The organism is Streptomyces sp. NPDC004629, assembly GCF_042873595.1.
Taxonomy (GTDB): domain Bacteria; phylum Actinomycetota; class Actinomycetes; order Streptomycetales; family Streptomycetaceae; genus Streptomyces.
The window spans coordinates 39,039-51,968 of record NZ_JBIALO010000026.1; the positions used below are offsets into that span (position 1 = coordinate 39,039).

11 protein-coding genes are annotated in these 12,930 nt (G+C 69.5%); 7 read left to right on the forward strand and 4 right to left on the reverse strand.

Features of this window, described 5'->3' with window-relative positions:
- Positions 1–615 precede the first annotated feature (615 nt).
- A complete protein-coding gene (locus ACFYTE_RS31615) occupies positions 616–1,104 on the forward strand; it encodes a MerR family transcriptional regulator (protein WP_388717948.1) in 489 nt (162 codons plus the stop codon).
- A 9-nt stretch (positions 1,105–1,113) separates the two neighbouring features.
- Here the strand turns inward: ACFYTE_RS31615 and ACFYTE_RS31620 are convergent, their stop codons facing one another.
- From ACFYTE_RS31620 to ACFYTE_RS31630, 3 genes are all read right to left on the reverse strand, one after another.
- Positions 1,114–1,968 carry a DUF4429 domain-containing protein gene (locus tag ACFYTE_RS31620; RefSeq protein WP_388717951.1) on the reverse strand — a complete coding sequence of 285 codons (855 nt, stop codon included), beginning with the start codon at positions 1,966–1,968 and terminating at the stop codon, positions 1,114–1,116.
- Between the two features lie 66 nt (positions 1,969–2,034).
- Positions 2,035–3,252: an alpha/beta hydrolase gene (locus ACFYTE_RS31625; RefSeq protein ID WP_388717954.1), complete on the reverse strand. Its 1,218-nt coding sequence runs from the start codon at positions 3,250–3,252 to the stop codon at positions 2,035–2,037.
- Positions 3,253–3,331: 79 nt separating this feature from the next.
- Complete coding sequence (locus ACFYTE_RS31630) at positions 3,332–3,958, reverse strand: TetR family transcriptional regulator (RefSeq protein ID WP_388717956.1); 627 nt, start codon at positions 3,956–3,958, stop codon at positions 3,332–3,334.
- A 133-nt stretch (positions 3,959–4,091) separates the two neighbouring features.
- Here ACFYTE_RS31630 and ACFYTE_RS31635 point away from each other — a divergent pair, with 133 nt between their 5' ends.
- Positions 4,092–5,720, forward strand: coding sequence for an MFS transporter (locus tag ACFYTE_RS31635; RefSeq protein ID WP_388717959.1), 1,629 nt, complete (start codon positions 4,092–4,094; stop codon positions 5,718–5,720).
- Between the two features lie 349 nt (positions 5,721–6,069).
- Here the strand turns inward: ACFYTE_RS31635 and aceE are convergent, their stop codons facing one another.
- Positions 6,070–8,784 carry a pyruvate dehydrogenase (acetyl-transferring), homodimeric type gene (gene aceE, locus ACFYTE_RS31640; RefSeq protein WP_388717961.1) on the reverse strand — a complete coding sequence of 905 codons (2,715 nt, stop codon included), beginning with the start codon at positions 8,782–8,784 and terminating at the stop codon, positions 6,070–6,072.
- 434 nt (positions 8,785–9,218) lie between these two features.
- Here aceE and ACFYTE_RS31645 point away from each other — a divergent pair, with 434 nt between their 5' ends.
- The 5 genes from ACFYTE_RS31645 (at position 9,219) to ACFYTE_RS31665 (ending at position 12,847) form a co-directional block, all read left to right on the forward strand.
- Complete coding sequence (locus ACFYTE_RS31645) at positions 9,219–9,656, forward strand: DUF3052 domain-containing protein (protein ID WP_388717964.1); 438 nt, start codon at positions 9,219–9,221, stop codon at positions 9,654–9,656.
- 117 nt (positions 9,657–9,773) lie between these two features.
- Positions 9,774–10,232, forward strand: coding sequence for a peroxiredoxin (locus ACFYTE_RS31650; protein ID WP_388717967.1), 459 nt, complete (start codon positions 9,774–9,776; stop codon positions 10,230–10,232).
- A gap of 141 nt (positions 10,233–10,373) precedes the next feature.
- On the forward strand, positions 10,374–10,949 hold the full coding sequence (locus ACFYTE_RS31655; protein WP_388717970.1) for a TerD family protein: 576 nt from the start codon (positions 10,374–10,376) through the stop codon (positions 10,947–10,949).
- A gap of 98 nt (positions 10,950–11,047) precedes the next feature.
- On the forward strand, positions 11,048–11,623 hold the full coding sequence (locus tag ACFYTE_RS31660) for a TerD family protein (RefSeq protein ID WP_388717973.1): 576 nt from the start codon (positions 11,048–11,050) through the stop codon (positions 11,621–11,623).
- Between the two features lie 78 nt (positions 11,624–11,701).
- A complete protein-coding gene (locus ACFYTE_RS31665; RefSeq protein ID WP_388717976.1) occupies positions 11,702–12,847 on the forward strand; it encodes a DUF475 domain-containing protein in 1,146 nt (381 codons plus the stop codon).
- The last annotated feature ends 83 nt before the right edge of the window (positions 12,848–12,930 follow it).

The window sequence follows — 12,930 nt, forward strand, 5'->3', positions numbered from 1 at the left end:
AGGGCGCGAGAACCCACGACACCGCGACACCAGATCGACGCCGGGGCACCCCACCAGGGGCGCGAGGAACGCCGCGACCGGCCACAACGCTCCCGCACTCGAACGACGCCGGCAGGCGCCCCGATAGGGGCGCGGGGAACGCCGCGACCGGCCACGACGCTCCCGCACTCGTATCGACGGCCGAGGCGCCCCGTTAGGGGCGCGGGGAACGGCGCGACCGGCCACGACGCTCCCGCACTCGTATCGACGGCCGAGGCACCCCGCAGGGGCCCGCGGGGAACGGCGCGACCGGCCACGACGCTCCCGCACTCGTATCGACGGCCGAGGCACCCCGCAGGGGCCCGCGGGGAACGGCGCGAGAACCCACAACGCTCCCGCACTCGAATCGACGGCCGAAGCCCCGCCGCAGGGGCCCGCGGGGAACGGCGCGACCGGCCACGACGCACCCGCACCCGAATCGACGGCCGAAGCCCCGCCGCAGGGGCCCGCGGGGAACGGCGCGACCGGCCACGACGCACCCGCACCCGAAGAACGGCACAGCGAGCAACACCCCACCCGGCCAAGGCGGCGCAGCCACTTGCTTGGAGTGCACTCAAAGGTCATAGCGTGGAACCCATGACGGTGATGCAGACCACGCCCGCGGCCACCGAGCAAGCCCAGACCCCCGCCGACATCTGCTCCGCCCCACCCCGGCGGCACCCACGCCCCGACGGCCAGGACCACTACACGATCAGCGAGGTCGTCGCCTTCACCGGCCTGACCGCCCACACCCTGCGCTGGTACGAGCGCATCGGCCTGATGTCCCACATCGACCGCTCGCACACCGGCCAGCGCCGCTACACCAACCGCGACCTGGACTGGCTCGACCTGGTCACCAAGCTGCGGCTGACCGGCATGCCGGTGGCGGACATGGTCCGGTACGCGGAGCTGGTGCGCGAGGGCGACCACACCTTCCTGGAGCGGCACGAACTGCTGGAGTCCACCCGCCGGGACGTGCTGGCCCGGATCGCGGAACTCCAGGACACCCTCGCCGTACTGGACCGAAAGATCAGCTTCTACGCGGACGCCGGGCGCGACTTCGAGCGGGAACGGGCCGGCCGCTGACCGCGGCGGCTACAGCTCCGCCAGCAGTTCGGCCTTCTTCACGGAGAACTCCTCGTCCGTGACCAGCCCCGCCCGGTGCAGCTCCCCGAGGTGCCGGATCCGCTCGGCGATGTCCGCGGGGTCGCGCCGGCGCGGCGGTGTCGCCGGCACCGCGGCCACGGGCCCGCGCGCCCGCACCGCGGCCAGCACGGCCGCGGCGAAGGGCAGCGACTCGTGGACGGGCCCGTAGCCGAGGCCGAAGACGACCGTCGCCGGGTCCTGGTCGGGCTGGGCGGTCCAGCCGGCGGCGGGGGAGCGGTGCAGAAGCCGCAGATGGCCCTCGAACACCTCGGGGGAGCGCCATTCGACGCCGCCGAGGTCGGCGACCTGGAAGCGCTGGTCGCCGGCCTTCCATTTCGCGGTGGAGGCGCCCGTCCAGGACCAGCGGAAGTGCACCGAGGTCCCGTCGAAGGACGCCTTCCCGTCGTACGCCTTGAAGTGCCGGGGCGCCTCGGGCGCGGCCACCAGGTGGCGCTCGGCCGGGCCGGACTCGGTGAGCTGCGCGCGCAGTTCGTCGGCGTAGTACTCGGCGAGGGTGGCCCGCTCGGCGGGCAGCACCAGCCGGTAGGGGTCGCTGTGCTCCTTGAGCTGCCCGGCCGCCGCCTCCATCAGTGGATCGGCGCCGGGCCGGGGTTCCGCGCGCAGCACGACGGTGCCGCGCCGTCCGGGGGAGAGCGTCACCCCTTCGAGCGCGGCCAGTGGGACACGTCGTTCCCCCAGCGCCTGAAACAACTTGGGCGTTCGAATCCCCCGTTCGTAACGGATGAGCACGGAGTCGGACTCGAACTCCCAGGCGGCATGAAATCCGGCCAGCACGTCACCCATGCGGCTCATCGTATGCGGCACAAGCTCCTCCGTCCCTCCCCGAGCAGACCGCACTTCCTGCAAGTTCTACGCGCGTTCGACCGTAGAGCCGTCGGTCAGACCCGTCCGGCACCCCTCGTCGTCGCGGGCGCACGTCACCGAGTGGTACGCGCCTACCCCGATGTCGGCCAGGTTGCGCAGGCTGTCCGTGCCCGGCTCGAAATAGCCGCTGTGCCCCTGGGCGTCCCGCGCCGACAGCACCCGCGCGCCGAACGCGCCGGACACGGGGTCCGCGCCGTGCCCGAGCCCCCCGACCTCCAGATAGGGCACGTCCTGGATCCAGTCGGTGGCGTCCCGCATCGCCCACACCCGGGCGTCCGTGCCCAGGTGGGTGGCCTTCGCGACCCGCATGCCGGGGCTCGCGGCCACCGCCAGGTCGGTCACCCGGCGCGGCATGCCGTGCGCGGCCACCCCGCAGACCACGGAGCCGTAGCTGTGGCAGAACAGCGACAGGGGCGCGGCGCCGGGCAGCGCCCGCAGCAGCGCGTTCAGCCGGACGGCGCCGTCCTCGGCGCGCATCGCGGTGGCCGCGTCGACGCCGAGTCCGTTGGGCGAGGTGTAGTCGGCCCAGGCGATCACGGCCGTACGGGTCGTGGGGCTCTGGGTGCGCTCCGCCGCGTACAGCGCCTTGGCCATGCCGACCGGCGCCGAGTACGGGCTGTACGTCTTCTGGAAGGTGAGCAGGTCGGTGTCGACGCCGGGGACGACGACCGAGATCCGCTGCGCCTTGCGGAGACTGCCGAACACCTCGGCGATCCGGCCCGGGCCCGCGGGGTCGAAGGCCAGGATGTGCCGGCCCTTGGTCAGCAGTGCCTCGAAGCGGTGCATACGACGGCCCGCCTGCTGCTGGCCGGCGGGCGTGAGCCTGGTGTCGTGCATGCGTTTCTGCTCGGCCTTGCGCGCCTCGTCGAGGGCGATGCGGTTGGCGCGGTAGCGCAGTTCGACCGGGGCGCCGTTCATGTTGCCGACCGCGAGCGGGTACCGGTGCGCCAGCCGGACCCGCTCCTGCGCGCTGAGCGAGGCGAAGAACCGGGTGAGCGCGGCGGGGGCCGCATGCGGGTCGGGCAGCCGGCGGCCGTGCACGCTGCCGTGCTCCCACGCCGTGAGCGAGGCCTGCAGGGGGCCCGCCTCGCGGTGGCTGCGCAGTGCGGTCCAGCCGGTGGTCGCGAGCATCACGAACACGACGGCCAGCGCGAGCAGCGCGCGCCAGACGTTGAGTTGCGGGGAGGTGTCGAAGGAAGTCACTGGGAGGACACACTAGGAGAACGAGAGGGTCTCGCGGTAACCGAGTGACGGGTATCACGTTTCGGCGGACGCGGCGGCTTCAGCCCGCTCGCCAGCTCCCGACCAGCTCGGGTCCCACCAGGTCCAGATAGGACCTGGTGAGGTCGCGTATCGCCGTGACGCTGACATCGTCGCCCGCGGACCATGTGCGCCCGGTGACCCTTATCACCGCGCCGAACACGGCCACCAGGAGGCGTGGGCGCGGGTCCGTCTCGACGTCCACCCCCTCGCGCTCGGCGAGCAGCCGTGCCAGCGCCTCCTCCGTCTCCACGGAGCGGCGCAGATGGGCGGCGAGCAGCGCGGGCGTCGACTCGATCACCCGGAACATGCGCAGATACGTCTCGACCGGGACGACGGAGGCGACGGCCTCGTTCAGGGTTTCCCAGCCCTCCAGCACGGCCTGGCGCAGCGCCTCCAGCGGGGGCTCGCACGGCGGGCGCTCGCGCACCGCCTGGAGGAAGTGGGCCTCGGTGATCTCCTGGATGGCGAAGGCCGCTTCCTCCTTTCCGGGGAAGTACCGGAAGAATGTGCGCTGCGACACCTCGACGGCGTCGGCGATCTCGTCGACGGTCGTCTGTTCGTACCCCTGGGTGGTGAACAGGTCGAGTGCGGCGTGCAGCAGGGCGTCCCGGGTGCGACGCTTCTTGCGCTCGCGCAGCGTCTCCACGGGGCTCCTCCACCTCTGGGCGCCTCTTTGGGCGAACCGTTCTCCCAGTTCAGGCTATATGTGAGTGACATGACAGTTACCGACTTGTGAATTGGTTTGTCAATTGTCAGCCGCTGTCATTAGCCTCGAAGGTATGACTAGTCAGACCACCATCGACGCGGCGGGGTCGGGGGACAAGGCGGACCGGGTTCCGTCGGACCCGTCGGTCCAGGCCCCGGCCGCAGGCCTGCGCGGCCATCCGTGGCTCACGCTCATCACCGTCGCCGTAGGGGTCATGATGGTGGCCCTCGACGGCACCATCGTGGCCATCGCCAACCCGGCGATCCAGAAGGACCTCGGCGCGACCTTCGCCCAGGTCCAGTGGATCACCAACGGCTACTTCCTCGCACTCGCGGTCTCCCTGATCACCGCGGGCAAGCTCGGTGACCGCTTCGGTCACCGGCAGACCTTTCTGATCGGCGTCGTCGGCTTCGCCGCCGCATCGGGCGCCATCGGCCTGTCCGACAGCATCGGTCTTGTCGTCACCTTCCGTGTCTTCCAGGGCCTGTTCGGCGCGCTGCTGATGCCGGCCGCGCTCGGCCTGCTGCGGGCCACCTTCCCGGCCGAGAAGCTCAACATGGCGATCGGCATCTGGGGCATGGTCATCGGTGCCTCCACCGCGGGCGGCCCGATCCTCGGCGGTGTCCTGGTCGAGCACGTCAACTGGCAGTCGGTGTTCTTCATCAACGTGCCGGTCGGCATCCTCGCCCTCGTCCTCGGTGTGCTGATCCTCAGGGACCACCGGGCCGAGAACGCGCCGCGTTCCTTCGACATCCCCGGCATCGTCCTGCTGTCCGGTGCGATGTTCTGCCTCGTCTGGGCGCTCATCAAGGCGCCGGAGTGGGGCTGGGGCGCCGGCTTGACGTGGGCGTTCATCGCCGGTTCTGTGCTGCTCTTCGGGCTCTTCTCCTTCTGGGAGACGAGGGTGAAGGAGCCGCTGATCCCGCTCGGCCTGTTCCGCTCCATCCCGCTGTCGGCGGGTGTGGTGCTGATGGTCCTCATGGCCATCGCCTTCATGGGCGGCCTGTTCTTCGTCACGTTCTATCTCCAGAACGTGCACGGCATGAGCCCGATCGACGCCGGTCTGCACCTGCTCCCGCTCACCGGCATGATGATCGTCGGCTCCCCGCTCGCCGGCGCCATGATCACCAAGCTGGGCCCGCGGATCCCGCTCGCGGGTGGCATGGCCGCCACCGCGATCGCCATGTACGGCATGTCGACGCTGGACACCGACACCGGCAGCGCTGTGATGTCGATCTGGTTCGCCCTGCTGGGCCTCGGCCTCGCGCCCGTCATGGTCGGCGCCACCGAGGTCATCGTCGGCAACGCCCCGATGGAGCTGTCCGGTGTGGCCGGCGGTCTCCAGCAGGCCGGGATGCAGATCGGCGGCAGCCTCGGGACGGCGGTGCTGGGTGCCGTGATGGCGTCCAAGGTCGACAGCGCACTGCCGGGCAACTGGACGGACGCGGGGCTGCCGAAGCTCTCGTCCGAACAGCTCGCCCAGGCGTCCGAGGCGGTACAGGTGGGGGTGGCCCCGGTGCCCGAGGGCACGCCCGCGGCCGTCGCCGGGAAGATCACCGCCGTCGCGCACGACACGTTCATCTCCGGCATGAGCCTGGCCTCTTTGGTCGCCGCGGGCGTGGCGATCGTCGCCGTCCTGGTCGCGTTCCTGACCAAGCGCGGCGAAAACGCGGAGGCAGGCGCGGGCGTGGGCCACATCTAACCAGTTCACCCCCTCACCCGCACCGCGCTACCGCAGCAAAACACCCCCGCGCCCCGTCAGGGGCGCGGGGAACGCCGCGAGAACCCCCAACACTCCCGCACGGGAAGGCCGGCGGTTGGCGCCCCGTTAGGGGCGCGGGGAACGGCGCGACAAGCCACAACGCTCCCGCACGGGAAGGCCGGGGGTCGGCGCCCCGTTAGGGGCGCGGGGAACGGCGCGACAAGCCACAACGCTCCCGCACGGGAAGGCCGGGGGTCGGCGCCCCGTCAGGGGCGCGGGGAACGGCGCGAGAACCACAACGCTCCCGCACCCCAAAGGCCGACCCCCGCCCCGAAACACGACCCCACTGCTAAGCCGGCGGAGCCAACTGGTAACGGTCGACCGCCTGCTTCAGCACCGACCGGTCGACCTTCCCCTCCCGCCCCAACTCGGTCAGCACCGCCACCACGATCGACTGCGCGTCGATGTGGAAGAAGCGCCGCGCCGCCTCCCGGGTGTCGGCGAAGCCGAACCCGTCCGCGCCCAGCGACTGATACGTCCCCGGCACCCACCGCGCGATCTGGTCCGGCACCGACCGCATCCAGTCGGACACGGCCACGAACGGCCCCTCCGCACCGCCGAGCTTCCGCGTGACGTACGGCGTGCGCTGCTCCTCGTCCGGATGGAGCAGGTTGTGCTCCTCGCACGCCACCGCCTCCCGCCGCAGCTCGTTCCAGGAGGTCGCCGACCAGACGTCCGCGCGGACGTTCCACTCCTCGCCGAGGATCCGCTGCGCCTCCAGCGCCCACGGCACCGCGACGCCGGACGCCATGATCTGCGCCGGGATCGAGCCCGCCGTGCCCTCGCCGATCCTGTGGATGCCCTTCAGGATGCCTTCGACGTCCACGTTCGCCGGCTCGGCCGGGTGCCGGATGGGCTCGTTGTAGACGGTGAGGTAGTAGAAGACGTCCTCGCCGTGCGGGTGCTCGGCGTCAGCGCCGTACATGCGGCGCAGCCCGTCCTGCACGATGTGCGCGATCTCGTACCCGTAGGCCGGGTCGTAGGCCACGCACGCCGGGTTGGTGGAGGCGAGCAGCTGGGACTGGCCGTCCGCGTGCTGCAACCCCTCTCCGGTCAGGGTGGTACGCCCGGCGGTCGCGCCCAGTACGAAACCACGCGCCAGCTGGTCGGCCATCTGCCAGAACTGGTCACCGGTGCGCTGGAAACCGAACATCGAGTAGAAGACGTAGACGGGGATCAGCGGCTCGCCGTGGGTCGCGTACGCGGAGCCCGCCGCGATCAGCGAGGCCGTGCAGCCCGCTTCCGAGATGCCGTCGTGCAGCATCTGGCCGGTCGGCGACTCCTTGTAGGCGAGGAGCAGATCCCGGTCGACCGACTCGTACTGCTGGCCGAGCGGGTTGTAGATCTTCGCGCTCGGGAAGAAGGAGTCCATGCCGAACGTGCGGTACTCGTCCGGTGCGATCAGCACGAACCGCCGGCCGATCTCCTTGTCCCGCATGAGGTCCTTCAGCAGCCGTACGAACGCCATGGTGGTGGCGACGGACTGCTGTCCGGAACCCTTCTTCACGGTCGCGTACGTCGCGTCGCCCGGCAGTGCGAGCGGCTTCGAGCGCACGACCCGGGTCGGCACATAGCCGCCGTGCCCCTTGCGCCGGTCGTGCATGTACTGCATCTCCTCGGTGTCCCGGCCGGGGTGGTAGTACGGCGGCGGGCCGGACTCCAGCTCACGGTCGGAGATCGGCAGGTGCAGCCGGTCACGGAAGTGCTTGAGGTCGTCGACCGTCAGCTTCTTCATCTGGTGCGTGGCGTTGCGGCCCTCGAAGTTGGGGCCCAGCGTCCAGCCCTTGATCGTCTTGGCCAGGATCACCGTCGGCTGGCCCTTGTGCGCCTTGGCCGCGGAGAACGCCGCGAAGATCTTCCGGTGGTCGTGACCGCCGCGGCCCAGGTGCAGGATCTGGTCGTCGGTCATGTTCTCGACCATCGCGCGCAGCCGGTGGTCGTCGCCGAAGAAGTGCCGGCGGATGTATGCGCCGGACTCGGTGGCGTACGTCTGGAACTGGCCGTCCGGGGTGGTGTTCATCTTGTTGACCAGCACGCCGTCGCGGTCCTGGGCGAGCAGCGGGTCCCAGGTGCGGTCCCAGACCAGCTTGATCACATTCCAGCCGGCGCCCCGGAAGACCGACTCCAGCTCCTGGATGATCTTGCCGTTGCCGCGCACCGGGCCGTCCAGCCGCTGGAGGTTGCAGTTGACGACGAAGGTGAGGTTGTCCAGGCCCTCACGCGCGGCGATGGTCAGCTGGCCGAGTGATTCCGGCTCGTCCATCTCGCCGTCGCCGAGGAACGCCCACACGTGCGATCCGGAGGTGTCGGCGATGCCGCGCGCCTCCATGTAACGGTTCATCCGGGCCTGGAAGATCGCGGCGAGCGGGCCGAGGCCCATGGAGACCGTCGGGAACTCCCAGAAGTCCGGCATGGAGCGGGGGTGCGGATAGCTGGACAGCCCGTTGGGGTACTTCGACTTCTCCTGGCGGAAGCCGTCGAGCTGCGTTTCGGTGAGCCGGTCGAGCAGGTACGCGCGCGCGTAGATGCCGGGGGAGGCATGGCCCTGGAAGAAGACCTGGTCGCCGCCGCGGCCGTCGTCCTTGCCGCGGAAGAAGTGGTTGAAGCCCACGTCGTACAGCGAGGCGGAGGAGGCGAAGGTGGCGATGTGGCCGCCGACGCCGATGCCGGGGCGCTGTGCGCGGGAGACCATCACGGCCGCGTTCCAGCGGGTCGCGTTGAGGATCTTGCGTTCGATTTCCTCGTTGCCCGGGAAGAACGGCTCGTCCTTGGTCGCGATGGTGTTGACGTAGTCCGTGCTGCGCATCTCGGGCACGGCCACCCGCTTTTCGCGGGCCCGTTCGATCAGGCGGAGCATCAGGTAGCGCGCCCGCTCCCGGCCGCGCTCGTCGACGGCGGCGTCGAGGGAGTCGAGCCACTCCTGGGTTTCCTCGGGATCGAAGTCAGGAACCTGACTCGGAAGGCCGCCAATGATGATCGGGTTGCGATCGGATCCGGAAGCCACGCTGTTCCTTACCTGTCGAAGGGCTGCTGTGTCTGGCTCTGCCTGCCAACATCGTGTACCTCGGCAAGGCGTACGTCACCTCCACCGTGCGGCGTGGAGGCGCCCGTCCGGCCCCTGGCCACCTCGTATTCCGGGCGGTCCAGTCGAAACGCAACGATACGCCTCAGGGTGTACGGTGCGTGGCAAAGCTGTTCGATGGCCGTATAGGCGGATGATTCCGAACGAGGCAAACCGGGCACAAGGGTGTGGTGTGCGGTCGAGTGCCGCGCGATACGGTGCCAGGAGTTGCGTCGACACGGCCGGGATCGTCACCGTTTCGGCGGTCTGAACGGCCGGGTACTTGCGCGATCCGCCCCGCCCGTGTGGACTACGGCCAATGCTTCGCGCACGCGCGTGGCTGAGTCATTCACCGAAACATGATCAGGAGGCAACCCGTGAGCGCGACCGCGGACCACGCGGAGGAGCGGACGAGCCCTGCCGCAAGGCTGGGGTTCCAGCCCGAGCAGGTGGTCCAGGAGATCGGCTACGACGACGACGTCGACCAGGAGCTCCGCGAGTCCATCGAGGAAGTCATCGGCAGCGACCTGGTGGACGAGGAGTACGACGACGTGGCCGACGCCGTGGTGCTGTGGTTCCGCGACGACGACGGCGACCTGACGGATGTGCTGGTGGACGCCACCACATACATCGAGGAGGGTGGCGCGATCCTGCTTTTCACGCCGAAGACCGGCCGTTCGGGGTACGTGGAGCCGAGTGACATCTCCGAAGCCGCGACGACGGCGGGGCTGTCGGCCTCGAAGAGCGTCAGCGTGGGCAAGGACTGGAGCGGCTCGCGTCTGGTGACGCCGAAGGCCGCCAAGACCAGGAAGTAGGCCGCCTCATCCCGTACGCGGGACGGGCCGGGCCCGCCCCGGCCCGTCCGCCGCACCCCGGTGATCGCTGCGTAGGGTGGTCTCACCCGAACAGCCCCACCGAAGGGACACAGGACGATGGCGATCCAGGTCGGCGACAAGGCGCCCGACTTCGAACTCAAGGACAACCACGGCCGCACCGTGCGGCTCTCGGACTTCCGCGGCGAGAAGAACGTGGTGCTCCTCTTCTACCCCTTCGCCTTCACCGGAGTGTGCACCGGCGAGCTGTGCGAACTGCGCGACAACCTGCCGACGTTCGTCAACGACGACACGCAGCTGCTCGCCGTCTCCAACGACTCCATCCACACCCTGCGCGTCTTCGCCGAGCAGGAGGGTCTGGAGTACCCGCTGCTCAGCGACTTCTGGCCGCACGGCGAGGCCTCGCGCGCGTACGGCGTCTTCGCCGAGGACAAGGGCTGCGCCCTGCGCGGCACCTTCATCATCGACAAGGACGGGGTCGTGCGCTGGACCGTCGTCAACGCCCTGCCCAACGCGCGTGACCTGGACGAGTACGTGCGGGCGCTCGGCGCCCTGTGACGCGGCCCCCCGCCACCGATACCGTCGATTCTTCGGTTCCAGGGCCTGCGGGGGGCGGGAACCCGTCACTAGGATCGACTCGTTGATCCGGTATCCGACGCACTACGGGGCTCCCCGCCCCCGGACACATATGGAGGACTCGTGGGAGTCAGCCTCAGCAAGGGCGGCAACGTATCACTGACCAAGGAGGCCCCGGGCCTGACCGCTGTCCTCGTCGGTCTGGGCTGGGACGTCCGCACCACCACCGGCACCGACTTCGACCTCGACGCCAGCGCACTGCTGCTGAACGGGTCGGGCAAGGTCGGCAGCGACCAGAACTTCGTCTTCTTCAACAACCTCAAGAGCCCGGACGGCTCGGTGGAACACACCGGTGACAACATCACCGGTGAGGGCGAGGGCGACGACGAGGTCATCAAGGTCAACCTCGCGTCGGTCCCGGCCGACGTGGACAAGATCGTCTTCCCGGTGTCGATCTACGACGCCGAGAACCGCCAGCAGTCCTTCGGCCAGGTGCGCAACGCGTTCATCCGCGTCGTCAACCAGGCCAACCAGCAGGAGATCGCCCGTTACGACCTCAGCGAGGACGCCTCCACCGAGACCGCCATGGTCTTCGGCGAGCTGTACCGGCACGGTGCGGAGTGGAAGTTCCGCGCCATCGGCCAGGGCTACGCCTCGGGCCTGCGCGGCATCGCGCAGGACTTCGGCGTCAACGTCTGAGATTGTGACCCGTTCCGTCCGGCGCCGCCGCCCCGCCCGGGGCCGGCGCCGGACGCGCAGGACAACCGAACGGCTCCACCCAGGGGAGGACCAGCAACATGGGCGTCACACTCGCCAAGGGGGGCAATGTCTCCCTCTCCAAGGCCGCACCGAACCTCACCAACGTCCTGATCGGACTCGGCTGGGACGCGCGGTCCACCACCGGCGCCGACTTCGACCTGGACGCCAGCGCGCTGCTGTGCCAGAGCGGCCGGGTCCTCGGCGACGAGTGGTTCGTCTTCTACAACCAGCTGAAGAGCCCGGACGGCTCGGTGGAGCACACCGGTGACAACCTCACCGGCGAGGGCGAGGGCGACGACGAGAGCATCCTGGTCGACCTGCCGAAGGTCCCGGCCCACTGCGACAAGATCGTCTTCCCCGTCTCGATCCATATGGCGGACGAGCGCGGCCAGACCTTCGGCCAGGTCTCCAACGCCTTCATCCGCGTCGTCAACCAGGCCGACGGCCAGGAACTCGCACGGTACGACCTCAGCGAGGACGCCTCCACCGAGACCGCCATGATCTTCGGCGAGCTGTATCGCTACCAGGGCGAGTGGAAGTTCCGTGCAGTGGGACAGGGGTACGCGGCGGGGCTTCGGGGCATCGCTCTAGACTTCGGAGTCAACGTTTCGTAAAGCCGAGTACGGCGCGGGGGAGACCCCTCCCCCAGACTGCGTCTGGGTGGGGACCCCCAACACACGATGGGGTAGCCAGTGGTTCTCAAAACCTTCGGCTGGTCGTTCGCGGTCACCGCGCTCGGCCTGGTCGCTGCGGTCTTCTACGGGGGGTGGACCGGATTCGGTATCGTGGCGATCCTGTCCATCCTCGAAATCTCGCTGTCGTTCGACAATGCCGTGGTCAACGCCGGCATCCTGAAGAAGATGAACGCCTTCTGGCAGCGGATCTTCCTCACGGTCGGCGTTCTCATCGCGGTGTTCGGTATGCGGCTGGTCTTCCCGGTCGTGATCGTCGCGATCAGCGCGAAGATGGGCCCCATCGAGGCCGTCGACCTCGCGCTCAACAACAAGGACCGCTACCAGGAACTGGTGACTGACGCCCACCCGGCGATCGCCGCCTTCGGTGGCATGTTCCTGCTGATGATCTTCCTCGACTTCCTCTTCGAGGAGCGCGACATCCAGTGGCTGCGCTGGATCGAACGGCCGCTGGCCAAACTCGGCAAGGTCGACATGCTGTCGGTCTGCATCGCGCTGGTCGTCCTGCTCGTCACCGCCTTCACCTTCGCCACCCACGCCCATCAGCACGGCGGCGCCCATGTCGACAAGGCCCAGACCGTCCTGATCTCCGGTATCGCCGGCCTGATCACCTACATGGTCGTCGGCGGCCTGTCCGGCTTCTTCGAGGACCGCCTCGAAGAAGAGGAGGAACGCGAACACGACGAAGAGGAGGAGGCCGCGCGCACCGGAAAGAAGCGCTCGGCCGTCGCCCTGGCCGGCAAGGCCGCGTTCTTCATGTTCCTCTACCTGGAGGTCCTGGACGCGTCCTTCTCCTTCGACGGCGTGATCGGCGCGTTCGCCGTCACCAACGACATCGTGCTGATGGCCCTCGGCCTGGGCATCGGCGCGATGTACGTCCGGTCGCTGACCGTCTACCTGGTCCGCCAGGGCACCCTCGACGACTACGTCTACCTGGAGCACGGCGCCCACTACGCGATCGGCGCGCTGGCCGTGATCCTCATGGTCACCATCCAGTACCAGATCCACGAGGTCATCACCGGTCTGGTCGGCGTCGTCCTGATCGCCGCCTCCTTCTGGTCCTCCGTGCGCCGCAACCGCGCCCTCGCCGCGGCCGAGGGCGGCACCGGCTCGGACGAGAAGACCGAGGTCCCGTCCGGGGTGTGACACCCCGGCCGGTGAGGAACGCTCTGTGCGGGGCGGCCGACGCGCTCGGCCGCCCCGGCACAGGCCGGGCATGAGTACTGGGG

Coding starts and splice junctions, on each gene's coding strand:
- ACFYTE_RS31660 (WP_388717973.1), top strand. CDS start 11,048: ATGGGCGTCACACTCGCCAAGGGGGGCAATGTCTCCCTCTCCAAGGCC.
- ACFYTE_RS31650 (WP_388717967.1), top strand. CDS start 9,774: ATGGCGATCCAGGTCGGCGACAAGGCGCCCGACTTCGAACTCAAGGAC.
- ACFYTE_RS31620 (WP_388717951.1), bottom strand. CDS start 1,968: ATGGGTGACGTGCTGGCCGGATTTCATGCCGCCTGGGAGTTCGAGTCC.
- ACFYTE_RS31635 (WP_388717959.1), top strand. CDS start 4,092: ATGACTAGTCAGACCACCATCGACGCGGCGGGGTCGGGGGACAAGGCG.
- ACFYTE_RS31615 (WP_388717948.1), top strand. CDS start 616: ATGACGGTGATGCAGACCACGCCCGCGGCCACCGAGCAAGCCCAGACC.